The following is a 25,989-nucleotide window of genomic DNA, read 5'->3' as shown; positions in this document are numbered from 1 at the left end:
GTTATCTCCGGCTTTGTTTTATCAATCCTACTCCCTCCTCAAACTGTTCACCGGATTTGCAAATGCCGCTTTTATAGCCTGAAAACTCACTGTACATATAGCTATCAACAACACCAGCCCGCCAGCCCCTGCAAAGATACTCCATCCTAACGTAACCCGGTATGGGTAGTTTTCCAGCCATTTGCTCACCGCTATCCATGCAAGGGGCATCGCAATGAGCAATGCAATCATCACCAGTTTTACAAATTCTACTGACAACACGGTGGCTATACTTTGTACTGAAGCTCCCAGTACCTTCCGGATACCGATTTCCTTGGTCCGTTTTTCTGCTGCAAGTACTGACAAGCCAAACAACCCGATACAGGAAACGAAGATGGTAAGGATGGCGCCAAACAGGATGATCGATTTCCACCTTGTTTCATACTCGTAGTTAAGTTGGTTTGTATCCTTCATAAACCAATAATTATAGGGACTGAATGGGTAGAAGGTGTTATACTTTTTCTCGATAAATGCCAGGCCTCGTGCTCTGGTATTGGGTTTGAGCTTTATATTAAATGTACCATATGGATTCGCATTGTCCATGGTGAACAGCTGTGCCCCAATTGCTCTGGTAAGCCCTCCATAGTGATAATCTTTTACTACCCCAATCACCTGGTAGGTCTTGTTATCTTTGAAAGTAAAAATAACGGTTTGGCCGATTGGATTTGTCCACCCTGCATTTTTTACAAATGTTTCATTAACGATAACGGAATGTGCAGAGTCACCCGGAAAGCGGGTAGAAAAATTCCGACCCATCACCAATGGAATTTTTAAAGTTGAAAGATATGATTCGTCTATCGTCTCCCATTGAAAGTTAACTGTAGACTCATCCGCCAGTTTCACATTGGTGCCCCAGCTACCGCTGTTCTTAGGAGCAACGGAGATAATATCCGGTGACTTCAGCAATTCCATTTTGAATGTAGCCGCTTCTTCGTGGGTCATGTTTTGTTTATCGACCAACACAAGATTGGTGTCATCATATCCCAGGTCCGCCTTTGTGAGGTAATTGAACTGGGAATACATGGTAATGGTGGCGATAATCAGGAAGGATGCCAGAGTAAACTGCAATACCACTAGTGATTTTTGCAGCCAACCTTTCCCCTTCAGGGTAAACCTGCTATACAATGTATCAATGGGGCTATATCCTGATAATACCAGTGCGGGGTAAAAGCCCGCCAGCAAGCCTGTAAGCAGAAATAAACCAATGTACCCCAGTATTAAGCGCGCATCAAGCAGATAAGACATGGCCAGCTTCTTATTGGACAATTCATTGAAGACAGGCAGGACCAACTGAGCCACGGCAATGGCAAGTAAAAAGGCTATGCCACATAAAATAAAGGATTCACCGAGGAACTGTATGATGAGTTGACGACGATCACTACCAATGGCTTTACGGATCCCAATCTCTTTTGCCCTTCTTACTGAGCGTGCTATTGTAAGGTTCACAAAGTTGATACTGGCAATGAGCAGCACGAAGCCGGCAAGACCAGAAAGTATATAGGCATAAATAGGATCGCTGGCATTCTCCAGTCCATTGCTGGCGCCAAAATCCTTACTCATGTGAATGTCAGTCATGGGTTGCAGAAGGTACGTGCCTAAATTACCATCTCTGAAGTCACCAAATTTAGCGGTCATATTCGCAAAGCTGGCAGCAGCGTCTTTTTCATAGAACCGCTTCATCTGTGCGGTAACAGTCTGCGGATCCGCATGCTCGTCCAGTACGATAAAGGTATTGAGGTAGTAGGAAAACCAGTTGTCATTATCCTTGACAGCGGCGGCGTCATCTTTGGTCGGGACGAGTATTTTATATTGGATGGAGGAGTTCTGTGGACAGTTTTCGGTGACAGCAGTCACCTGGTAAGGCACAAAGGTATTTTTTTCACTGACCATCATAACTTTGCCGACAGCGTCGACAGTGCCAAATTGTTTCTTTGCTTCATCCTTTGTGAGTACGATGGAATGAGGGGATAGTAAACAGGTACTGGCATCGCCGTCTATCACCTTAAAGGTGAAGGTGGAAAAGAAATTTGGATCCACAAAAAGTACCGCCTTACCTTCCAGCGAAGTGGCGGTCTTAAAGTCCATACCACCACCCTGTACGCGGGTAAACGATTTGATGCCGGGAATATGCTCAGCGAATTTTGGACCTTGCAATACGCTGGTAAAACTGTTGTTTTGTTCTGCCCCCTTACTGGTGAATTTGTAGACCAGCCTGTATATATGCGAACTGTTCTGATGAAAGCGGTCAAAGCTGACTTCATCCTTTACATACAATAATATCAACATGGCGCAGGTAAGGCCAATGGTTAAACCCACTATATTGATGAGCGAATAAATTTTATTTTGCGCCAGATTGCGGATAGCGATTTTGAAATAGTTCCCGAGCATACGTGGTTTTGAATACTAAGGCACATCAATGCGTATGCCAAAATACAAATGTATGATTGCTAGTAAATTAAGGATGCCGAACTTCGAAAAAACTGTCCGGATAAGGACAGCCGTTGTGCGGGAGCGGGCAATTAAATTTATACATTTGATATATGGAAGATTACGTAATCATTGTCAATCGCATCGAAGACCTGCAGTTAACAAAAGATATCACGGAGTTGGAACTGATCTTTGACAGGGCAAAGCGCACCATTGTTGGTGGGCAGGATGTGATCCTTGTAAGACAAAACAGGAATGGTCAGCAGGAAAAGTTTCAGACTATTACTAACCAACAGGATTTTGAGGAATACAGGAAGCAGGTATTTAAATGGCTTTGATTCTTTTGTCGGGGATCTGCTACTTTGGGAGGTAAGCTAACGCTGAATGTTTCAGTTGAGGTCGGGTTCATCATACCTCAGGTATACAAAATTATCTGGCATAATTATACGGGTGGTATATTAAACGATTATTATGGTAGAGAAAATAACAGTTGATGGTAAAGATGTATGGTTAGATATAGAAACGCAGGAGGGGGAGCCCAATGTGATCCCTACAGAGTACTTCATCGTCTCTTATACTACAAAAGAGCATGAACCGGGTAGGATATTCAATGGAGAAGATGGTGCTCCTAAACGATTTACTTCACCTGTGGAAGCTGTGGAATATGCTGTAGAAAAATTGCCTGTTATTTTAGGCTAGTCATGTCCTTAATCACCCTATCCCTGTGATTTTTCCCCCATTCTGCCATATCATCCAAAATGGGTTTTAAAGATTTGCCATATTCAGTCAGTGCATATTCCACTGTGAGGGGTTTTGTCGCCATCTCCGTACGGCTGACGAGCCCGTTTATTTCCAGTTCCTGCAATTCTTTGGACAGCATTTTCGGGCCGATCCCATCTACCAGGCGTTGCAATTCCAGGTAGCGACGTTTGCCTGATCCCAGTATCCCCATGATCAGCATTTTCCATTTACCGCTCAGAATATCCTGTGTATCCTGAATGGCTTTAAAATGCCGTTTGCATTCATCTGATATGTGGCCGTTGGCAGCAGTGTTTCCCATAATGCAAATATAGTTGACTTCCTGCAAGGGAAGTACTTCCCTTGCAGGAAGTGACTAAGTTTTAGGCGTAAGGCCCGGTAATTTTGCAATCAAATAGGAATGTATGATTACAAATGTTGTATTGATTGAAGAAACAGATAAATTAAAATATCAGACTGTTGAATTAACGCCTCCCGGTCCACAGGAAGTATTGATCCGCCAAAAAGCCATCGGGGTGAATTATGTAGATGTATTTTTCAGGAATGGTACCTTCCCTGTCGATGCCTTTCCTGCGCCCATTGGACTGGAAGCTGCCGGTATTGTTGAGCAGGTGGGCGATGCAGTGAAGCACTTCGTACCAGGAGACCGGGTGGCTTATTATGGCACAGCTGGTACTTATGCGGAACACAAGGTACTGCGTGAAAATGAGCTCTATCACCTGCCTGATGATATAACTTTTGAACAGGCCGCTTCGGTAATGGTAAAGGGATTGACTGCACATATGTTGCTAAAAGCCAGTCATGTAGTGAAAGCCGGGGAAGTCTTATTGGTACATGCCATGATGGGAGGAGTAGGTTCCTTATTGAGTGCATGGGGGCGGTCAATAGGCGCTACTGTAATTGGTACCGTAGGTAGTGCGGCAAAGAAGGAACTCGCATTAAAGCTGGGCTTTCAAAAAGTAATTAATTTGCAAAATGAGCAGTTAACAGAAAAGGTGGATGTAGTATACGATGGCACAGGCAAAACTACTTTTCAGCAATCATTGGAGTTGATAAAACCCGGTGGCACTGCTGTATTATATGGTTGGCCTTCCGGCATGCCAGATATAGATACGCAATGGATGGAAGATAGAAATATCCATTTTGTAACGGCTGTCCTGAATCATTATCCTGCCTACCAGGATAAAAGTGGGAAAACGATGGAAGAGATCTTTGACCTGATCCGCAAGGGAGTATTTGAGATCAGTATGCCGGCTGTATATTCTTTAGCTGATGCCGCAAAAGCACATGCAGACCTGGAATCCAGAAAAACGACAGGTAGTATTATTTTACAACCATAAAAAATAAGTTATCTCATCTCAAAGCCATTTTTGAAAATGGAAAAATGGCTTTGAGATGAAATGTAGTGCTGACCAATCTGGCTGATGATGGCAATGAAATCCACGCTTGTGTCAAACATGTCTCCGGCAGCTTCCATCGTTTCCATGATTTGCTGTAGCCTAATTTCACTTATTGTAGGCTAAAAGAAAAGTTGCTACATTTAAAGAAAAAAAACATGATCAGGCATGCTGCCCTCACTGACCTACCAGCTATTAGAGACATCTGGAACTACTATATCCTGAATACCACTTATAATTATGACTTCGAGCCTAAAACAATGGAGTTTATGGAGAGCTGGTTTCATAATAAGGCGGAATTGGGATTGCCCATTTTTGTAGTAGAAGTAGATGGGCAGCTAGTAGGATATGGTGCTTATAGCCAGTTCCGGGAGCGGAATGCGTATGCTCATTCTGCGGAGCATGGTCTTTATTTTAAGAAAGATTTTCATGGGAAAGGTATGGGCCGGCAATTGCTGGAACGGCTCTTGTCAGACGGGAAGGGGCGGGGCTTTCACACGTTTATTGCGGTGATTGATTCTTCCAATGAAGGCAGTATTATCTTCCATGAGAAAATGGGGTTTGAAAACATTGGTAAAATAAAAGAAGTGGGCCGTAAAAACGGCCAGTGGTTAAACCTGGTTTTATTACAAAAGATCCTTTCTTAAGGTTGAACTATAGAGATTGCTTCTAATGTAAATGCACTACTTTAAGCGACAGGGAAAATTATCTCCCAGTGAAATGTGTGATCAAAAACCCGATATACTACAGCCACTATTCCGTCTGACAGGGATTAAACACGGTGTATGAACTAATTATTTTTACTGTACCTTTGCCGCCCAATCAGTAAACCATACCTAATGTTTCCAAAACTAGCATTACCTATGGCCGCCAGCATGCTATATGCTATGACGCTGCCGGCGCAGGATAAAATAAATGAATTAGACGCAGTTACAGTCACCGCCACAGTGAATCCGGTAGTGAGTTCTAAAACAGGTCGTAACTTATACGTAATAAAAGGAGAAGACATTGCTAAAATGCCTGTCCACTCAATAGATGAAGTACTCCGCTACCTGCCAGGTGTGGAAGTACAAGCCAAAGGCCCGATGGGGGCTGCCAGCGATATCGTGATCCGTGGTGGTACCTTCCAGCAGGTACTAGTGATCCTCGATGGTGTTCGTGTCAACGATCCGAATACCGGGCATTTCAGCAGTTACATTCCTGTCAACCCTGCCGAAATTGATCATATCGAAGTACTAAAAGGCGCTTCCTCCGCGATCTATGGTTCCGATGCAGTAGGTGGCGTGATCCACATCATCACCAAAACCTTTGCACACAACCAGCACAGCGCACCTGCCAGAAAGATCACAGCAGGTGCTACAGGTGGAGCATACGGACTGTTTAATGCAAACGCCAATGCTTATTATAGTACTGAAAAACTGGCCGTTGACATCGGCGGACAAACCAATAATGCAGATGGTCAGCCGCAGCGTGGTATTGATGGATATTTCCACCTGTACACTATTTCCGGATCCGCCAGTTATAAACTGAGTGATAACTGGAAACTCTCTTACCGTCTGAGCTATGACGATAGAAAGTTTGCCGCGCAGAACTTCTACACTACCTACGTTTCCGATACCGCCAACGAAAAACTTTCTACCTGGTGGCAGCAACTGAACCTCTCATATCGCAAGAATAATAATGCTTTTAGTCTGTTGGCAGGCTATAAGAATATGAACGATCACTACGTATATAATTCCGTTTCTGTTGCCAATGACAATCGCAGTAAGCTGTTGCAGTCCCTCGCTACTTACGGGCATAAGTTCAACGACGATATCAGTTTTGTAGCAGGTGGTCAGTTCCAGCAAAAGAGCATTGTCTCCAACGACAGAGGCAATCACATCGTGAACCAGGCAGCAGGTTTTGCTTCCATGACAGCGACAGTATCTGATGTACTCACACTGAGCCCGGCATTGCGACTGGACTGGGATGAGCGGAGTGGTTATGAACTGGTACCTCAGCTGAATGCCAGCTACAGAACAGGTCAGTTCCAGATCCGTGGTAGCGCGGGTAAAACTATCCGTAACGCTGATTTCACAGAACGATACAACAACAATAACAAAGCACTGGTTACAAGTGGAAAGATCGGCAACCCCGATCTGAAAGCAGAAAGCTCCTTCAGCTATGAAGCTGGTGCGGATTATTTTGGAAAATATCTCCGTGTTTCTTCTACCTTATTCCAGCGTAGGTACAATGACCTGATCGACTGGACCACTACGGCTTACGATAACATGCCTTATAAACATAACCTGTCACCTACAGGTGTATATTCACTGGCTACCAATATTTCAAAGATGGTGACCAGCGGTGTGGAAACTGATATCCAGTTTACCAGGACTTACCAGGAGAAGCATACCGTAAGTGCTACAGCCGGTGCCACCTGGTTGTATTCTGATATCCAGGAAGGTCAGCAGTCTTTTTATATCTCTTCACATGCACGTTTCCTGCTGAATGGTATGTTGTCATACCGTAACCAGTTATTTGGAGTGAGTGTAAATGGTTTGTACAAGGTAAGAGATCCTCAGGCAGCCAGCGGTATTGCTGGTATGGTCACAAAGGAATACTTTGTAGCGAGTATTAAAGCAGATATATTCGTGATCAAAAATAAACTTAGCCTGAACGTAGAAGCGGACAATGTATTTAATAAAACATACGCGGACCTTACAGGTGCTCAGATGCCCGGACGATGGCTGATGGGTGGGTTTAGAATAACCTTATAATGAATGAGGCGGTATTATAAATTTATGAAACTCCTGAGAGTCCCATAAATTTGAATCTATTCGTTATCCAAATTGAAAGAGTGTGTATCTAACTTTTGATACACACTCTTTTTTTGTATAATAATCTTAAAATTGATAACCCGGCTACGATGCATAACATCCATAATGGCCGGCTATTCAACTCCCCTGAATCATGTGGCATGAAGATGGAAATAAGTGGTAAGCCAATTCCACCACCCACAAAATAAGCTGTATTAATCAGGCTGGCAGCAATCCCCAAATGTTCAGGAGGTACATGCTCCATGGCGATCATTGTATACCCGGTATAGCAAAGCGTCATGCCTATCCCTGCAATAAAGGCGCCACCTGCCAGCAGGAAAACTAAATTATGAATCTGTACAGCAATGACCAACGAAAACGCGCCAATGAGCATTGCAACCGCACCCCCCATGGCTATCTTTTTAGGAGAAAATTTCAATGATAAACCAGGTAGTCCAAACCTTCCTAACAATATAGATATGATATTGAAGGGCACCATGAGAAACCCTGCCTCCGCAGGGGTAAAATGAAAGTTTTGTTGTACGAGAAAACTCATCAGGAATAAATATCCCGTGAACAAGGCGCCTAGTAAAAAAAACAATAAAGTACCTTTCCGTAAAGAAGAAAGTATTAATACCTTCAGATCTAATAATGGCACTGGCTGGGTTTTAAGCCTGCTATATAAATAATAACCGGCTACTATTAAAACAACCAGAGCAATCAACATATAACTACCTTCAGTAATTTTCGACAAACAAATCATGCCCAATACCAGCGCAATCGCAGCCGGAATATCCGGCAACCTGCTATCACTCTTTGTATCCTTTTCCAGATAGATATACGCAATCACAAGAATTGCCAACAGTATAGGCACATTCATCAAAAACACCCATGACCATCCCCAGTAATTGGCGATAATCCCACCTACAGACACGCCACCTGCTGCCCCTGTGGCCGCAAAAGAACCAAAGATCCCCATCGCCTTACCCCGTTCATGCGGCTCTTTAAAATAGTAATTGACGATAGAAAAAGCGGACGGCATTAATAACGCTGCCCCTAATCCCTGTAAAGCCCTGAAAAGGACCAGGGTATTGAGCGAATGTGACAATCCCGCACCCAGTGAGGTAATCAGGAAGATGCCACATCCTGCCATAAAAATTGTCTTTCTACCAAGGTAGTCAGACAATTTACCACCAAGAATTAAAAAGCTCCCATAGATCAGGATATAGATACTTTGTATTTTATACCCGGAATCATTGCTCAATCCGAGGTCAGCTTCAATTTGTGGCAATGCCAGGTTTACGATGGCAATGTCGAGGGCTTCTACAAAAATGCCCATAGAGGCAATCGCTAAGACAAGGTTTTTATTCAGTAACCGCATTTTGTTCCGGCAGTAGTTTGGCGAGTGTATCAGTGATCGTGGAGAACTCATAGAAGTTCGGATGGTTAATTGAAAAGTCAATGCGTTCATGTTCCCACGTGGTATGAAAAGGAATATGGCCGCCAAAACCACCCAGTGAAAGTACAGGCAGTACGTCTGACTTCAGGGAATTGCCCAGCATCATAAATTCTGCTGGCTGTATATCCAGTCGTTTGATGAGCTTTGCATAATCATTCTCCTGTTTATCGCTCATGATTTCAATATGATGAAAGTAATGTTCGATACCGGAGAGACGCAGTTTCCGCTCCTGGTCCAGCAGATCCCCTTTGGTGGCTACTACCAGCCGGTAATGTGGCTGTAGTGCCTGCAATACCGTTTCAACTCCTTCCAGCATAATCACCGGCTTACTAAGCATATCCCGGCCTATCTGAATGACTTTGCCAAGGTAGGCGGCGGGAATATTGTTTTCTGTGACTCTTAGGACCGTTTCCAGCATCGATAAGACAAAAGCCTTTACTCCATATCCATAAAGGGACATGTTGTCCATTTCGGTCTTAAAAAGCTCTTTAATGCTTACATGTCTTGGCAGGAAGTCTTCCAGCATGATGGTAAACTGATCTTCCGCCTCCCGGAAGTAGGTTTCATTTACCCATAAAGTGTCGTCTGCATCAAATGCGATGACTTTAATATTGTTATGCATGATTTCTTTAATTAGAATCGAATGGCAAAATTATTATCTATTTTTGTGCGAAACCAGGACATTTGTCCCAACTAAATAAAAATGCTTAGAACAAATACATATTTCTTGTCATTTGCAGAAAGTTCGCCTGAGCAGCATATAAAATGTTTTAACGCAGGGGAGCGGTTGATGGTTCAGGACAAAAATGCCCGGGAGATTTTAATTTTGAAGAGTGGTGTGACCAAATGTTATCGGTCAGAGGAAAATGGCAAGGAATTGATATTTGAATTTTTGGGGAAAGGGGAGATCCTGGGGGATCTGGAAACGATTCTACATTCTGTTTGCCTCTGTAGTGTGGAGGCGATCACTCCTGTAGAAGCTTACTCTTTTTCCCTGGAGCAGTTTGATGCCATCATAGACAATGACAAGACATTTCACAGGAAATTGCTGGAGGAACTGGCGCTTCGTATTTATCAGACAGCTACACGTGCTTCTTACCAGCAGAATTATCCGGTTGAATATTCATTAGTCAGGTTCTTATTGATCCACAAAGAACAAAACCTTTCATTCAGCAAACAGGATATTGCCGATTACCTGGCGATAACGGTACGTAGTCTGAACAGAACAGTCAAACAGTTGCGCGAAGGGGCGGTGAATACAGATATTTCTGATGTTGAACTTAGGCAATTGTTGATTGGATTGTAAACAGCCGTTCTATTTTTCCTAATACCTGGTGTAAACATTATATTTTCTTTTTCACCCAATCTTTGGTAGCAGTTGTGAGCACAGGTATCATATCCTTATTCTTCCCCGCTTTGAAAGAGTGATCCGCGCCTTCCAGTTTTATAAGGGTGGCTTTCTTTAAGGACCTGCATACTTTTTCAATCAGGTCCCAGGTAGCCAGGGTATCTTTAGTTCCCTGTAGGAACAGCATAGGTACTTTTACTTCTTTTAAATGTTCCGCCCTGTCTATAGATGGTTTGCCTGCGGCATGCAGGGGAAACCCGTAGAAGATCAGGCCTTTCACATCCTTTCTGTGGTTCACCGAAAGATATTGGGATGACATACGGCCGCCAAATGATTTACCTGCTACAAATAGAGGGATGGCTGGGTACAATTCCCTCGCTTTATCGATAGCGGCGGCTATCGCTTGTTGTGCGACGGCAGGGGAGTCAGGGCGTTTCTTTTTTTGTTCTGTAAAAGGGAAATTGAACCGGAGGGTACCAATGCCTGCATCTGCGAGCGAAGTAGCCAGTGCTTCCATAAAAGAATGGTGCATGTCGGCACCGGCGCCATGTGCTAATGTCAGGATACATATAGGCTTTTCCGGGAGGGTGCAGATAGCAGAAACGGCTCCGGGTGCCGCAGATATAGTCAGTGATAATTGTTTTATTTCCAGCATGCAACAAAGATAATGATATCCCACCTTATGGATTTCACCCAATATTATATAACAGCCATCTTACTGGACAAACCATTTTCGAGCCTGTTACTTCCAAAGGAATATGCAAAGATGATCCAATACGTGGATTGTATGGTGGATACGTGTAGTGTTGTCATGGTGGCTCAAAAGTATGGTGAAGAAGACAATAACCAGGCATTTAAAAGTATCAAAGAATATGTGCGTAAGCAGAAGCATAATGGGACCAGTGAGTTTTACTATATGGATAGTGTAGATCAGCAATTCATTCATGATGAATATGCTACGAACAGGCAGGTCAGGAAATGGATGGATGATGCGGTGAAAAATGCATTGGATAGTGGCAATGGAGGATGCGAGCTGGAAGAAGTGGCCAGGAATATTTATTCAATGGATACGGTTTTGCTGTTGATGCGTTCCCGTATAGTGGTGGGACAATGTAGTCAGGACAGAGCACCCATTGAGCATGCACGGAATATTGCAGTTATGGCCTCTCAGGCACACCAATGGCCTGTCTTTATCAGGGCACACCTGGATATAATGAATGATCGTTTTTACCGGAATACAGATGGTAGTTACGCACAGGCAGGGCGTGGTACCTATCTTCGTGAGTTGGAAGTGCTGGATATCCCTACTCAACAGTTATTGCTGGGATCTATCTTTAGAGGGACTGATATTCCAAATAAGCATTATTATGGTAATTTAGGTCGCATTGGCCGTGCATTTACAGAATCTGCAAAGGCGGGTGAATTTGAAAAGCAGGTGAAGAAAATGATAAAGGATAAAAACCTGGATCCTTTTAACCAGTGTTTGTTTAGTATGGTGTATTATAGCTACTGCAACTGGCAATCTAATGCTGCTGACAGGGTAGCGAAATTAACAGATTTTAAAAAAGATGTGACTGCTTGTCCTGCGTATATTAGAGCTGTGTTTAGGTCAGAGGAGTAATGATAGGATGAATAAGTTGACTGTCAGAGGAGTAATGATAGGATGAATAAGATGATTGTCAGACGAGTAATGATAGGATGAATAAGTTGACTGTCAGACGAGTAATGATAGGATGAATAAGATGATTGTCAGACGAGCAATGATGGCATGGATAAAATGTCGAAGACTGTCTGACCCGGTAGTATCCTGTACACAGGTATCTGGATGTTGTACTTTTTACATAATTCCCGTACACTTTCATCAATTTGTTCATTCGAATATCTGGATGAAAAATGCCCCAGGATCAGGGCTTCAATCTGAATCTCTGCGACATTTCTGAGTACATCTTCCAATTTACTATGTTTATTACGATGCGATTGAATTTCAACCTCATCCCCTAAAAAAGTAGCTTCGTGGATCAGTATTTTCGCGTGGTTCCAATAGCTAAAGTTTTCAGCCGGGGTATCTCCGCTGTAAGCCAGCAGGATGGTCTCTACGATATGGTGTGTCGCTTCTTTACCTAGGGTATCAATAGCCTTTTTGATGTCAAGAGGAGGGAGCGACACATATTCCTGCTTCAATTTGTATTTTACCTGTACGACTTTGAAGCCAAAGCTTTTGAATACATTTTCTGCCGCAGGCACGTGGTTATTTCTCAATGCTTCCACATAGATGTCTTTTTTAATCCAAACCCTTTCCCTGTCCACAATAGGGTGCCATACTGTGCCCTTTACATGGGGGTCAAATTTCATGGAGAAATCACGGAGTGCGGGAAATGAACTACTATCCCTTGGGTAATGTATAATGGGAAAGCCATCTCTGGCATTGAGCTGATTGAGCTGTAGCAAACCTGTGAGGTGGTCTCTGTCGGGATGTGAGATAAAAACGTTCTCAATTTTCCTGCTCTTTTGTAAGAGGGCCGACATTAACCCATCCCCACAGTCGAAGAGCAGCCCTAATTCTTCAATGAAATACCATGTTGAAAATAATGCAGTCGAATATCCGGAAATTGTCAGGTTCATAATGTATAAAAATAGGATATTAGTAACATTAAAGCAAAGATCCGATATGACATATTTCGAGCAAATCAGGCATTTATATGGTATTGCAACGCAGGAGGGATTTGGTTTTGAAGCCACAGAACTAGTGCAGCCGTTGCCATTGATATTAAAAGGATATTATCTCACCTTAGGGAAGCATGCCGCTGTCAACTATTCTCATAATAGATTGTTGAAGCCCGATCAGATTGTTTTTTCACAGGATGAGTACCTGATCTTTTATGAAGAGAATCAGGGAGTGGTATTTTGGGGGATAAAGAAATCAGACCTCGCATTGCCTAACCCTCCTGTATATGGGAATTATTCTGGTGATGAAATGAATCCTGACTGGCACCAGGAATGTGCTACTACAGATGGATTTTTATTATTGATGGCAGTGTATAACGGTGTATTGGGTGGGCTTGAATTCAATGCTAATTCATTTGAGGCGGTGCCGCTGGAAACTGTGGTTTATGTGCAGGAGAATTATGTGGAATTGAAGGAAATCTCTCATGCTACTCAACGGGTGTTTACAATCGATTATGAAGAAATGGTGAGTTTGTCTTTTGATAAGGAAGGGAATTGTACGGGGACTTTTATTGGTACAAATGATGGGGAGCGGTTTGATAAAATGCTTGACCAGTTAGATATTGAGTGGAGTTATATTTCTTTGGAGGATGAGGAAATATGATTTCCCATCAGGCGTAGTCCCAATGATATATTCCCAATTCGAACATACAGGTACTCCGACTATTACCCGTAGGTATCCCGTAGATAACCCGCCTCTTTATAGATACGGGTTATCTACGGCTTATAGGCGGGATATAGGCGGCTTATAGGCGGGTTATCTCCCTGAATGTACTATGGATGTGCTATAGAGGAATAGGTTTAGAATTCTCCCTAAATATTTTTTCATCATAGGGATTTATGGATGATAAAAATATCTATTTTATATTGTATTGTTATGAAAAATTACACCATTTGTTTGCTCCTGTTGTTCCATGTGTATACAGGAGTGGCCCAGAAATCAGGTGATTTCATTGAACAGACTTCCTATAACGACGATAAAAGAGGCACACCTAGGACCCTGCAATACCACCCGGAAGGCCACGATTTTGTATGTATAAACGGTAAAAACAGGTATACCCGGGCTTTGTACGGAGGGCCGACGGCCTTCAGGCTGGAAACCAGTGACCGCCCCGTTTTTGCAGCATATATAGAAAAGAACAGCCAGCATATCGGTTTTTGGATAGATATACCCGGCAAGCCCTCCAAATGGCTTGATTCTACCTCTTTTTGCGAAGCCCGTTACAATGCAGGCAAAAGAACTTATTTCCTGAAAGATAAATCATGGGGAAAAGGGGAGTTACGTATAAGCGTATTAGCTTTATATGATAAAGAAGGTGCTATCTGGAAAATTGATTACAATAATATGCCTGCAGGAAGTAAAATTTCAGCAGCCATCACGAAAATACGCGCACAAAAGTTGTCCCGTTCAGGTGATATGGGGGCAGATCCTCCCGGTGTATTTGAAGCTGCTGACAACCCTGTATATACCAGTACCTGTCAGTTGAAAACCAGTGGTTATATCCTTTTAAATGACCTGCAATTAACAACTACCAATGCCAATGATATTTACGATACGACTGAAAATGGAAGACTACAACTGGCGGAACGTATTCAGATCGAAACCCCTGATCCATATATCAATCCTATTGGTGGTGCATTGGTCATGGCTGCTGATGGCATTTGGGATGGCAAAAGCTGGTTACACGGTGCTATCGGTTGGCGTATGCCACTTACCGGCTGGCGTGCAGCCTATGCAGGTGATTTTTTAGGCTGGCACGAACGGGCCCGTATCCATTTTGATGGCTATGCTGCCAGCCAGGTCTCCACTGTACCTAATACCATTCCTCACCCTGCACAGGATGCTGGACTGGATCTGGCGCGTGCGGTGAAACAATGGGGAACCCCTATGTATAGCAATGGGTATATTGCCCGTAACCCAAATCGTCCGGATCAGATGCATCATTATGATATGAACCTGGTATACATGGATGAATTACTCTGGCACCTGCAATGGACGGGAGATCTGGCTTATGCTAAAAAGATCTGGCCTGTGATCATCAGGCATCTGGCCTGGGAAAAACGCAACTTTGATCCTGACAATGATGGTTTATATGATGCCTATGCCTGCATATGGGCAAGTGATGGTATGTATTATAATTCAGGTGCCGTTACCTATTCATCGGCTTATAATTACCGCGCCAATACACTGGCAGCCGCCATCGCTGTAAAGATAGGAGAGGACCCGCAGCCTTATCGTACAGAAGCAGGTAAAATACTTACAGCCATCAATACACGTTTGTGGCTAAAAGATAAAGGTTATTGGGCGGAGTACCAGGATTATATGGGGCTAAAACGCCTGCATGAAAGTGCAGGTGTATACACCATTTACCACACCATTGACAGCGATGTACCTGATGCGGTACAAGCCTTTCAGGCCACCCGGTATATTGATACCAAAATTCCGCATATTCCTGTAAAAGCAAAAGGGTTAAGAGATGAAGGATATGCCACTATCTCTACCAGCAACTGGATGCCTTATACCTGGAGTACGAACAATGTGGCTTTTGCAGAAGTAATGCATACAGCATTGGCATATTTTCTTGCCGGTAGAAATGAAGAAGGTTTCAGGCTATTTAAAAGCTCAGTATTGGATGGAATGTATTTGGGGGATAGTCCGGGCAACTTTGGCCAGATTTCATTTTATGATGCTGCCAGAGGTGAATGTTACCGGGATTTCGGTGATGCTATTGGGATTGCCTCCCGTTTGTTGATACAAGGGTTATTTGGCATTCGGCCGGATGCGTTGAATAACCGTGTTATCATCAGGCCGGGATTTCCTAAAGCATGGCCATTTGCTTCCTTAAAAACACCGGATGTAACCTTTCAGTACAAGCAGGAGGGGACTCATGATACTTATCATATTGATACGCATTTTCCAATACTTGAATTGCAGGTGCCCGCAAAAAAGGATCGTATAAAAAGCATACTGGTAAATGGCAGACCGGCCAAATGGCAACTATCTCAAGCTGTAGCCGGTTATCCGCTGATAGCTGTTACTACGCAAACCTACAGTGCTGATATCGTTATTGAATGGGGAGGTAGTGATATTATCATACCGTCGATAACCGGCGAACAGACTTTCAAAACCGTCACACAGGGTGATATGACGTGGCTGGCAGCAGTATCGGTAAAACCGGCACAACCCGCACCAGCAAAGCCTGAAATTTATACTGCATTTTCTCACGTCATCCCTGAATTATGCGAGCCACTAAATATAGATACACAATGGAATGCCTCCGTCACGGACATTTTCAAAAATGAATATCGTTCACCACGCTCTCCTTTTACCACGCTTGAAATTCCCCTGCATGGAATAGGAGAGTGGACACATCCTAAGATCACGGCTGATATTGAGGATGTAGCGTTAAGAAAAGACACGGTATTAAATACCAATATTGGCGTGCCTTTTCGCACATCAGGAAAAGCATCCAAAAAAGATATCGCATTTACCTCTCTATGGGACAACTACCCGGACAGCATTCTGATAAAATTAGATGGCCATGCAGAACATGCCTACCTGTTACTCGCCGGTAGCACAAATTCAATGCAAAGCCGTATTGCAAATGGCCGGGTGACCATTACTTACACTGATGGCACAAAACAGATACAGGACCTCCTTAACCCCGAAACCTGGTGCCCTATAGAACAGGATTATTTCACTGATAACTTTGCTTTTAAAATGCAACAACCCAAACCCTGGCGCCTGCATTTTAAAACAGGATATGTATCACAGGACCTTGGCTGTTATCTCAAAATCAAGGGTGTCTATGGCCGGGAAATCGAAGGAGGAGCCGGCATGCTCCTGGATATTTTATTAAACTCAAATAAGGAATTGAAAACCCTCACCTTACAGACCCTTTCCAACGATGTGGTGGTCGGTTTAATGGCTATCACCTTGCAGTGCATTAATAAAAAAACTAATTTAACGCCGCAATTTATTCAGTAAACGTATGAAGCATCCGAGCATGATCACCTTGTTCCTGTTACCCGGCATGTATTTAACTGCCTGTCATTCAGCGACAAAAGAAAAGAATTCCGATTCAGCAATAGCAATAAAAGCACCTTTTAAGACTTCGCATATAGCTGGCGATAAGTACGTGGTCCTAACTATCCTTGCAGGTTCCAACTGGTCAGCCATTGGACCTGAAATGGTAAAAACAGATGCCGGCTTTTATTGTTCTAATGCATCCGATGTGCAGGTGGACAAAATTCCTGCACAATATTGTTCACTGCTCAATTAGCTGCTCTGGGTACAGTGGTGCTAACGTAATCTTGAAATGAAGGGATTGAAACCCACGACTGGAAGATCCCTTTTCACGATTATCCATGCTGATAAAAATAGATAATATACTACCACAATAAACCCATTTTAAATACTAAAATAGCACTTCTCCTACCTCCTGAAAGTTATATTACAAAAAATATTACATACTGAAAAAGCCTTATAAGTTATTGACTTATAAGGCTTTTTGGTTTATCCTACATTTTGTTATGAATTTGTTAAAAACTTGTATCTCGCTGAATGCCAACTGGTAGTGTAGTTTACCAATTATAAAATAGTAAAATATATCAAAACTATTTTATATTTGCTCGTTCGTATATAATTATCATTTTGGCCTATGAAACACATTTACAAACACCGGCTCGCCATCTGCAGAACTAATAGGATGGACTTTCGCCCTCAAAATTATGAAAACGCTCATTGGGTTACAACAGCCTGAAACTGAAGTTATCTGATAGTTTTTTTTCAAAAAGTACGAAGATGAAAAAGATTCTAATCCTATTATGCGGCTGTTTGTTGCTTTTTACTGGTATAGCGCGGTCTCAAACCTGGTATGTTAACATGCCTGATACGGTCTGTATGTCTACGAATAGTAGTACTGCAGACCAGATCAAGTTTACCAGTATGAACGCCCAGCTGGCGAGTGGCCAACAAACAAAGGTAACCTGGACCATTACTACGCCCAATAATTCTGAGGCTGATTATAATATCCTGTATTCGCAGAATGCTTCCTCTGTCAAAGCAACTCAGCTAACTCTTACGAATTTGCTGACGTTGCAGTTTTTGGCTACAGGTAAATATACTTTTACGCTATCAACGAGTTATAAGTCAGGTAGTACCACCAAGACTGTTACCACCACCAGGAGTATATATGTTGTAGATTGTACAATCACAACCTGTAGTGGGGGTGATGCAGAGATGCCAGGTTTCACTGAAGACTTTGGTACCTTGCCCACCAATGCTACCCGTAAAGCATATTCCCCAGCTTCTGCAGTAGGTTATACTTACGTGGCGTCAGGTGATCCGGCCGATAATTATTATGCGATCTCAAATACAACGCACCTGAAAGGTGACTGGATTACCACCAGTGATCATACAGGTTCTACCCGTGGTGGTATGCTGGTTGCGAACTCCAGTTATACGCCAACTGTATTTTTCCAGAAAGAAGTAGATGGTCTGTGTCGTGGTTCGGTTTATAACTTTAGTGCCTGGTTTATAAATGCGGATAGCTCCTATGTAATGACGAACACCTGTGCATCTGATTTTATTTATGCAGGGGTGACTTTCCAGATTGTGAATGCGGCCAATACCAGTCAGATATTGGCGAGCTTTCGAACGTACGCGGTTTCGCCCAACTTCTCAAAAGCTACATGGCAACGGTTCGGTGGATCTTTCACCGTACCTACCGGCGTTACGGACGTAATTGTACGCATTATCAATAACTTCCCCGGTGGTTGTGGTAACGATATTGCGTTGGATGATATTCAATTCTCTTATTGTAGCCCGATTATCACCGCTTCTATCATTGGCTCTGCCAGCAGCCTGAAAGAGGTATTGTGTGAGGGCGTTGCTACTACGCTCGTTTCTTCTTATACCCCAACCAATTACTTTACAAATGCAGAGTACCAATGGGAAATGTCTGATGATGGTGGTGTGACCTGGTTTGATGTTCCTTATGGTACTGCTAACAAAGACACCCTGGTAATTGCGGAAGGAGAATTGAAAGGTACGAAAGACGTAGCTGCTGATTACCTGTTCCGTGTCAGGATCTATGAAAGCGGAAGCTCCTCACAAACATGTGCGGCCCCGTCATCATCGGTCAAGATCACGATACTACCAATGCCGATACTATACCTGACCAAAGCGCAGGTCTGTGAGGGAGGCACGGTTGATCTACAAGCCTCCGGTGGTTATGATTACTTTAAATGGAGTGATACGAGTTACGTTGGTCCAGACCGGCAGATCACAGTTCTACGTGATACTACTATTACCGTATACGGTTATGTAACTTATGGTGTAGATGGTGGTAAGACCTGTATTGACTCCAATAGTGCTACTATTAAGAAGGATGACAAACCTATTGTGGAGGTGGCCGCTTCTGATACTTCATTGTGTGTGGGTAGCAGAGTAACCCTGAGTATTGCCGATGCACTGGCACCAAATGGTGACGCTACCAAGAGTATCCGTTGGTACAAAGGTACTAGCGTTGCTACTGGCACTTTGCTCTCTGATTATAACGATCAGACGGGTATGATATATAATACAGAGACCCTTGCCGACAGCTCCTTTATTGTCGTCGTCACGAATGGTACCTGTACCGTCACATCGGCGCCATTTATCCTTCACCTTACGGAGGTACCCACACCACCTGCTGGTACGCATGTGACCAAGTGTGTGGAAGATGGAAGCAATGCCTCAGGTACCTTCACCATGACCCGTAGTACCATTACTGGTACAAAAGGCGTGTGGACGATCACCGGTATCTCTGGTCCTGGTATTTCTGGTGACACCAGCTCTACCATCAACTTCTCCGACTACGTTACTTTAAATAAGAACAACCCTGCTGCAACGGTTACCCTGAACAATCCGGGTATCACCGTTTACCTGCAGTGGACTGTGACTGCAACCGGCAACTCTGATTGTGTGGGCTATGCTTATGATACCCTGACACTGATCACTGGCGCTACCACTGCTTATGCAGGTCCGGATACAACGTTGTGTGGTACTAATAATGTATTTACCATGCAGGCGAACGAACCGGATCTCACCTTGACAGGCGACTTTGCAGAAACCGGTACATGGTCAATAGTAGGATCCCCTACTGGTGTAACCATCGATGATATACACGCCTATAATACTACTGTGAGAATTACCAACGGTAGCTATCAGGATGTGACGCTGGCATGGACTATCAACAATGCAAGTAATTGTGGTACCAACTCCGATCAGGTGGTGCTGCACTATACTGCGCTGCCAACCATGACTCTGAAGCCTGATACCGTTTGTAACACACAGGGGTATTTCACGATGGATACCACAGCTACTACCGGTACGCCAACTTACTATAGCGTAACCGGTACTATGCCCGGCTTTTCTGCAGTACCTGAAACTGCAATAACTTCATGGCCGATCACTGTACCTATTCCTACTGGTGTTGCTGCAGGTGAATATACATTTACAGTTAACTTCAGAAGTAATAATGGTGGTTGTACCAACTCAACTACTATCAAGGTAAATGTTGAAACACCGCCAACCGCTCCAACCAGTGTAACAGTAAGTGCACCTTCTATCTGTACAAGTGGTTCTGCTACTCTGACAGTTGTAGGCGGCACCCTGGGTACTAACGCCAATGGTACTACCGCAGGCCAATATGTATGGTATGCAGGTGGTTGTGGTTCCGGAACTTCAATCGGTACTGGTTCTTCTATCACTGTGAGTGTGTCTGCAACGACTACATATTATGTAAGAGTAGAAAGCAACGGTAAATGTGGTACTACCGCCTGTGCAAGCGGTACTGTCACTGTTTATACTGCACCGACTACTTCCAATGCCGGTCCTGCACAGACACATTGTAATGATTCCCTGTTCACCATGGCGGCTAACTCCGCTTCGGTAGGTGCAGGTGAATGGACTTACACTGGTACTGCAACTATTACAAATACTTCCAGTCCTACTACTACAGTATTCGTACCTGCAGGTAAGACTGCAACGCTGACCTGGACTATTACCAACGGCGCCTGTACCACTTCTTCTACTGTATTACTGACTAACTATATGCAACCGGTAACAGCGAACGCTGGTCCGGATTCTATTATGCAGTGTGCGAACAGCACATTCACCATGCAGGCTACGGCAGCTTCTCCTGCTACCGCAACCGGTACCTGGTCCACCTTCACAGGTAGCAAAGCCACCATCACTACAGGCATGTTCAACAATCCTGCAGCTACGGTGACCCTGGCAGCTGGTGATACCGCTACACTGATATGGACAGTGACCAACGGTACCTGTTCTTCTGTTGATTATGTAAAACTGATCAACTACGCTACTCCTTCTACTGCCAATGCAGGCCCTGATACTGTGAAGCAGTGTGCGACTCCTTCCTTTACCATGGCGGCGACTACACCAACCATCGGTACAGGTAAGTGGTCTGTAAAGAGTGGTACTGCTACTATCGGTACTGCTGATAGCAGCAACGTAAATGCTGTGATCACCGTAGCGACTGGTTCTACTGCTACCCTGTACTGGACCGTGACGAATGGTACCTGTTCTTCTAAAGACAGTATTGTATTAGTGAACTACGCTATGCCAACTACTGCCAATGCAGGTCCGGATTCCATTGTACAGTGTAATAATGCTTCTTTCACCATGCTGGCTACAGCAGCAGCTCCTGCTACAGCAGTAGGTACATGGTCAGCATTTACAGGCAGCAAGGCCACCATCACTACAGGCATGTTTAACAATCCTGCAGCTACGGTGACCCTGGCAGCCGGCGATACTGCTACTTTAATATGGACTGTCACAAATGGTGTTTGTTCCAGCACTGATTATGTCTTCCTGAAGAACTACCAGGCGCCTTCTACAGCGCAGGCAGGCCCGGATTCCATCAAGCAATGTGCGAACGGTACCTTTACGATGTCAGCTACTGCAGCTAGCGTAGGTGTTGGCACCTGGACTGTATCCAAAGCTACTGCTACTATCACTAATCCAAACAGTACGACCGCTACGATCACAGTTCCAGTTGGCGACAGCGTAATGGCTTACTGGACAATCGTGAATGGTACATGTTCTACCGTGGATAGCATAAAACTGGTCAACTATGTGAAACCAACAGATGCTGAAGCAGGTCCTGATCAACACCAGTGTGCGACCACGACCTTCACGATGGCGGCGAATGCACCATCTGTATCTACGGCTTCCGGTATGTGGACCAAACCAACCGGATCTACCGCAACGATCTCAAATCCAACAAGTCCAACCACTACTGTAACCCTGCCAACAGGTGATAGCACCAGGTTGTACTGGACCATCACGAATGGTGTATGTAGCACAACGGACTCCGTATGGATCGTAAATAACCTGTCACCCACCGCTGCGAATGCCGGTCCGGACACTATTAAGCAGTGTAACAACGCTACCTTTACAATGTCCGCGAACTCACCGTCAGTATCTGGAGCATGGGGTACCTGGACAGTGGTTTCTCCATCTACTTATACCATTTCTGCTGCTCAGCTGAACGACCCGACTGCTACCTTCAGCGTAACTGCCGGTCAGACTGTGGTACTGAAATGGACGATCACTAATATCGGTTGTACATCTTCAGACAATATCGTTCTGATCAACTATGTACAGCCAACCGCAACTTCAGCAGGTATTGCACAGACTCATTGTTCTGACAGTCTGTTTACGCTTGCGGGTTCTACACCAATGACCGGTGCAACCGGTTACTGGTATGTACGCAGTGGTACTGCCACTGACTACACCAACCAGCGCTACTTCAACTGTTATTGTTCCAGCTGGTCAGACTGCCTTATTACGTTGGGTAATTACCAACGGTGTCTGCGCTGACTCTGCATCAGTAACAATTACCAACTATATGCAACCGGTAGCAGCGAACGCCGGTCCGGATTCTATTATGCAGTGTGCGAACAGCACATTCACCATGCAGGCTACGGCAGCTTCTCCTGCTACCGCAACCGGTACCTGGTCCACCTTCACAGGTAGCAAAGCCACCATCACTACAGGCATGTTCAACAATCCTGCAGCTACGGTGACCCTGGCAGCTGGTGATACCGCTACCTTGATATGGACAGTGACCAACGGTACCTGTTCTTCTGTTGATTATGTAAAACTGATCAACTACGCTACACCGACTACTGCGAATGCAGGCCCGGATACTGTGAAACAGTGTGCGACTCCTTCCTTTACCATGGCGGCGACTACGCCAACCATCGGTACTGGTATGTGGTCTGTAAAGAGCGGTACTGCTACTATCGGTACTGCTGATAGCAGCAACGTAAATGCTGTGATCACCGTAGCGACTGGTTCTACTGCTACCCTGTACTGGACCGTGACGAATGGTACCTGTTCTTCTAAAGACAGTATTGTATTAGTGAACTACGCTATGCCAACTACTGCCAATGCAGGTCCGGATTCCATTGTACAGTGTAATAACGCTTCTTTCACCATGCTGGCTACAGCAGCAGCTCCTGCTACAGCAGTAGGTACATGGTCAGCATTTACAGGCAGCAAGGCCACCATCACTACAGGCATGTTTAACAATCCTGCAGCTACGGTGACCCTTGCAGCCGGCGATACTGCTACTTTAATATGGACTGTCACAAATGGTGTTTGTTCCAGCACTGATTATGTCTTCCTGAAGAACTACCAGGCGCCTTCTACAGCGCAGGCAGGCCCGGATTCCATCAAGCAGTGTGCTGACGGTACCTTTACGATGTCAGCTACTGCAGCTAGCGTAGGTGTTGGCACCTGGACTGTATCCAAAGCTACTGCTACTATCACTAATCCAAACAGTACGACCGCTACGATCACAGTTCCAGTTGGCGACAGCGTAATGGCTTACTGGACAATCGTGAATGGTACATGTTCTACCGTGGATAGCATAAAACTGGTCAACTATGTGAAACCAACCGATGCTGAAGCAGGTCCTGATCAACACCAGTGTGCGACCACGACCTTCACGATGGCGGCGAATGCACCATCTGTATCTACGGCTTCCGGTATGTGGACCAAACCAACCGGATCTACCGCAACGATCTCAAATCCAACAAGTCCAACCACTACTGTAACCCTGCCAACAGGTGATAGCACCAGGTTGTACTGGACCATCACGAATGGTGTATGTAGCACAACGGACTCCGTATGGATCGTAAATAACCTGTCACCCACCGCTGCGAATGCCGGTCCGGACACTATTAAGCAGTGTAACAACGCTACTTTTACAATGTCCGCGAACTCACCGTCAGTATCTGGAGCATGGGGTACCTGGACAGTGGTTTCTCCATCTACTTATACCATTTCTGCTGCTCAGCTGAACGACCCGACTGCTACCTTCAGCGTAACTGCCGGTCAGACTGTGGTACTGAAATGGACGATTACTAATATCGGTTGTACATCTTCAGACAATATCGTTCTGATCAACTATGTACAGCCAACCGCAACTTCAGCAGGTATTGCACAGACTCATTGTTCTGACAGTCTGTTTACGCTTGCGGGTTCTACACCAATGACCGGTGCAACCGGTTACTGGTATGTACGCAGTGGTACTGCCACGGTGACTACACCAACCAGCGCTACTTCAACTGTTATTGTTCCAGCTGGTCAGACTGCCTTATTACGTTGGGTAATTACCAACGGTGTCTGCGCTGACTCTGCATCAGTAACAATTACCAACTATATGCAACCGGTAACAGCGAACGCTGGTCCGGATTCTATTATGCAGTGTGCTAACAGCACATTCACCATGCAGGCTACGGCAGCTTCTCCTGCTACCGCAACCGGTACCTGGTCCACCTTCACAGGTAGCAAAGCCACCATCACTACAGGCATGTTCAACAATCCTGCAGCTACGGTGACCCTGGCAGCTGGTGATACCGCTACCTTGATATGGACAGTGACCAACGGTACCTGTTCTTCTGTTGATTATGTAAAACTGATCAACTACGCTACACCGACTACTGCGAATGCAGGCCCGGATACTGTGAAACAGTGTGCGACTCCTTCCTTTACCATGGCGGCGACTACGCCAACCATCGGTACTGGTATGTGGTCTGTAAAGAGCGGTACTGCTACTATCGGTACTGCTGATAGCAGCAACGTAAATGCTGTGATCACCGTAGCGACTGGTTCTACTGCTACCCTGTACTGGACCGTGACGAATGGTACCTGTTCTTCTAAAGACAGTATTGTATTAGTGAACTACGCTATGCCAACTACTGCCAATGCAGGTCCGGATTCCATTGTACAGTGTAATAACGCTTCTTTCACCATGCTGGCTACAGCAGCAGCTCCTGCTACAGCAGTAGGTACATGGTCAGCATTTACAGGCAGCAAGGCCACCATCACTACAGGCATGTTTAACAATCCTGCAGCTACGGTGACCCTTGCAGCCGGCGATACTGCTACTTTAATATGGACTGTCACAAATGGTGTTTGTTCCAGCACTGATTATGTCTTCCTGAAGAACTACCAGGCGCCTTCTACAGCGCAGGCAGGCCCGGATTCCATCAAGCAGTGTGCGAACGGTACCTTTACGATGTCAGCTACTGCGGCTAGCGTAGGTGTTGGCACCTGGACTGTATCCAGCTACTGCTACTATCACTAATCCAAACAGTACAACCGCTACGATCACAGTTCCTGTAGGCGACAGCGTAATGGCTTACTGGACAATCGTGAATGGTACATGTTCTACCGTGGATAGCATAAAACTGGTCAACTATGTGAAACCAGCTGATGCAGATGCAGGTCCTGATCAACACCAGTGTAACACGACCTTCACCATGGCGGCCAATGCACCATCTGTATCTACAGCTTCCGGTACATGGTCTAACCAGCCGGTTCTACCGCAACGATCGCAAGTATCAACAGCCCAACCACGACTGTAATCCCTGGGTGACAGCAGCATGTTGTTCTGGACGATTACAAATGGTGTATGTAGCACAACACCGTATGGATCGTAAATAACCTGTCACCCACCG

Annotated in this window: 20 protein-coding genes; 13 read left to right on the top strand and 7 right to left on the bottom strand. The window is 44.7% G+C overall.

Going from position 1 to position 25,989, the window contains the following annotated elements:
* Nucleotides 1–27 precede the first annotated feature (27 nt).
* A complete protein-coding gene (locus tag SIO70_RS22780; protein ID WP_320574613.1) occupies nucleotides 28–2,427 on the bottom strand; it encodes an ABC transporter permease in 2,400 nt (799 codons plus the stop codon).
* A gap of 152 nt (nucleotides 2,428–2,579) precedes the next feature.
* Here SIO70_RS22780 and SIO70_RS22775 point away from each other — a divergent pair, with 152 nt between their 5' ends.
* Both SIO70_RS22775 and SIO70_RS22770 read left to right on the top strand, forming a co-directional pair.
* Nucleotides 2,580–2,804 (top strand): hypothetical protein, encoded by a 225-nt coding sequence (locus SIO70_RS22775; protein WP_320574611.1) that lies wholly within the window; start codon nucleotides 2,580–2,582, stop codon nucleotides 2,802–2,804.
* A 133-nt stretch (nucleotides 2,805–2,937) separates the two neighbouring features.
* A complete protein-coding gene (locus tag SIO70_RS22770; protein ID WP_320574609.1) occupies nucleotides 2,938–3,165 on the top strand; it encodes a hypothetical protein in 228 nt (75 codons plus the stop codon).
* Here the strand turns inward: SIO70_RS22770 and SIO70_RS22765 are convergent.
* The gene (locus SIO70_RS22765) at nucleotides 3,152–3,526 is read right to left on the bottom strand and encodes a helix-turn-helix domain-containing protein (RefSeq protein ID WP_320574608.1); all 375 of its coding nucleotides are present in this window, start codon (nucleotides 3,524–3,526) and stop codon (nucleotides 3,152–3,154) included. The two genes, SIO70_RS22770 and SIO70_RS22765, sit on opposite strands and share 14 nt — an antisense overlap.
* A gap of 103 nt (nucleotides 3,527–3,629) precedes the next feature.
* Between SIO70_RS22765 and SIO70_RS22760 the strand changes: the two genes are divergently transcribed.
* Nucleotides 3,630–4,565 carry a quinone oxidoreductase gene (locus SIO70_RS22760; RefSeq protein ID WP_320574605.1) on the top strand — a complete coding sequence of 312 codons (936 nt, stop codon included), beginning with the start codon at nucleotides 3,630–3,632 and terminating at the stop codon, nucleotides 4,563–4,565.
* A gap of 8 nt (nucleotides 4,566–4,573) precedes the next feature.
* Here SIO70_RS22760 and SIO70_RS22755 read toward each other — a convergent pair whose 3' ends face one another.
* Nucleotides 4,574–4,711, bottom strand: a complete 138-nt coding sequence (locus tag SIO70_RS22755) for a hypothetical protein (protein WP_320574604.1) — start codon at nucleotides 4,709–4,711, stop codon at nucleotides 4,574–4,576.
* 69 nt (nucleotides 4,712–4,780) lie between these two features.
* Between SIO70_RS22755 and SIO70_RS22750 the strand changes: the two genes are divergently transcribed.
* Together SIO70_RS22750 and SIO70_RS22745 are read left to right on the top strand one after the other, a co-directional pair.
* Nucleotides 4,781–5,269: an N-acetyltransferase family protein gene (locus SIO70_RS22750; protein ID WP_320574602.1), complete on the top strand. Its 489-nt coding sequence runs from the start codon at nucleotides 4,781–4,783 to the stop codon at nucleotides 5,267–5,269.
* Between the two features lie 192 nt (nucleotides 5,270–5,461).
* Nucleotides 5,462–7,381 (top strand): TonB-dependent receptor, encoded by a 1,920-nt coding sequence (locus SIO70_RS22745; RefSeq protein ID WP_320574600.1) that lies wholly within the window; start codon nucleotides 5,462–5,464, stop codon nucleotides 7,379–7,381.
* An 88-nt stretch (nucleotides 7,382–7,469) separates the two neighbouring features.
* On the opposite strand, the gene SIO70_RS22740 is transcribed toward SIO70_RS22745, so the two are convergent.
* Complete coding sequence (locus SIO70_RS22740; protein WP_320574598.1) at nucleotides 7,470–8,801, bottom strand: MFS transporter; 1,332 nt, start codon at nucleotides 8,799–8,801, stop codon at nucleotides 7,470–7,472.
* On the bottom strand, nucleotides 8,785–9,501 hold the full coding sequence (locus SIO70_RS22735) for an HAD family hydrolase (protein ID WP_320574596.1): 717 nt from the start codon (nucleotides 9,499–9,501) through the stop codon (nucleotides 8,785–8,787). The genes SIO70_RS22740 and SIO70_RS22735 overlap by 17 nt, the downstream gene beginning before the upstream one ends.
* 81 nt (nucleotides 9,502–9,582) lie before the next feature.
* On the opposite strand from SIO70_RS22735, the gene SIO70_RS22730 reads away from it, so the two are divergent.
* On the top strand, nucleotides 9,583–10,185 hold the full coding sequence (locus SIO70_RS22730) for a Crp/Fnr family transcriptional regulator (protein ID WP_320574594.1): 603 nt from the start codon (nucleotides 9,583–9,585) through the stop codon (nucleotides 10,183–10,185).
* A 37-nt stretch (nucleotides 10,186–10,222) separates the two neighbouring features.
* Here SIO70_RS22730 and SIO70_RS22725 read toward each other — a convergent pair whose 3' ends face one another.
* The gene (locus SIO70_RS22725; RefSeq protein WP_320574592.1) at nucleotides 10,223–10,882 is read right to left on the bottom strand and encodes an alpha/beta fold hydrolase; all 660 of its coding nucleotides are present in this window, start codon (nucleotides 10,880–10,882) and stop codon (nucleotides 10,223–10,225) included.
* A gap of 27 nt (nucleotides 10,883–10,909) precedes the next feature.
* Between SIO70_RS22725 and SIO70_RS22720 the strand changes: the two genes are divergently transcribed.
* Nucleotides 10,910–11,848: a hypothetical protein gene (locus SIO70_RS22720; RefSeq protein WP_320574590.1), complete on the top strand. Its 939-nt coding sequence runs from the start codon at nucleotides 10,910–10,912 to the stop codon at nucleotides 11,846–11,848.
* Between the two features lie 128 nt (nucleotides 11,849–11,976).
* Here the strand turns inward: SIO70_RS22720 and SIO70_RS22715 are convergent, their stop codons facing one another.
* Nucleotides 11,977–12,849: an MBL fold metallo-hydrolase gene (locus tag SIO70_RS22715; protein WP_320574588.1), complete on the bottom strand. Its 873-nt coding sequence runs from the start codon at nucleotides 12,847–12,849 to the stop codon at nucleotides 11,977–11,979.
* A gap of 46 nt (nucleotides 12,850–12,895) precedes the next feature.
* Between SIO70_RS22715 and SIO70_RS22710 the strand changes: the two genes are divergently transcribed.
* The 6 genes from SIO70_RS22710 (at nucleotide 12,896) to SIO70_RS22685 (ending at nucleotide 25,896) form a co-directional block, all read left to right on the top strand.
* Nucleotides 12,896–13,555 carry a hypothetical protein gene (locus SIO70_RS22710; protein WP_320574586.1) on the top strand — a complete coding sequence of 220 codons (660 nt, stop codon included), beginning with the start codon at nucleotides 12,896–12,898 and terminating at the stop codon, nucleotides 13,553–13,555.
* A gap of 273 nt (nucleotides 13,556–13,828) precedes the next feature.
* A complete protein-coding gene (locus SIO70_RS22705; protein ID WP_320574585.1) occupies nucleotides 13,829–16,939 on the top strand; it encodes a DUF4450 domain-containing protein in 3,111 nt (1,036 codons plus the stop codon).
* 4 nt (nucleotides 16,940–16,943) lie between these two features.
* The gene (locus tag SIO70_RS22700) at nucleotides 16,944–17,234 is read left to right on the top strand and encodes a hypothetical protein (protein WP_320574583.1); all 291 of its coding nucleotides are present in this window, start codon (nucleotides 16,944–16,946) and stop codon (nucleotides 17,232–17,234) included.
* 521 nt (nucleotides 17,235–17,755) lie between these two features.
* Nucleotides 17,756–22,840 (top strand): hypothetical protein, encoded by a 5,085-nt coding sequence (locus SIO70_RS22695; protein WP_320574581.1) that lies wholly within the window; start codon nucleotides 17,756–17,758, stop codon nucleotides 22,838–22,840.
* A complete protein-coding gene (locus SIO70_RS22690; RefSeq protein ID WP_320574579.1) occupies nucleotides 22,725–25,616 on the top strand; it encodes a hypothetical protein in 2,892 nt (963 codons plus the stop codon). Before SIO70_RS22695 ends, SIO70_RS22690 begins: the two co-directional genes overlap by 116 nt.
* Nucleotides 25,573–25,896 (top strand): hypothetical protein, encoded by a 324-nt coding sequence (locus SIO70_RS22685; protein ID WP_320574577.1) that lies wholly within the window; start codon nucleotides 25,573–25,575, stop codon nucleotides 25,894–25,896. The genes SIO70_RS22690 and SIO70_RS22685 overlap by 44 nt, the downstream gene beginning before the upstream one ends.
* Nucleotides 25,897–25,989 lie beyond the last annotated feature (93 nt).

The sequence above is a fragment of the Chitinophaga sancti genome (assembly GCF_034087045.1).
In the GTDB taxonomy this organism is placed as follows: Bacteria; Bacteroidota; Bacteroidia; order Chitinophagales; family Chitinophagaceae; genus Chitinophaga; species Chitinophaga sancti_B.
Note: the sequence above shows the minus strand (reverse complement) of the source record. Positions and strands in the feature narration are given on the sequence as shown.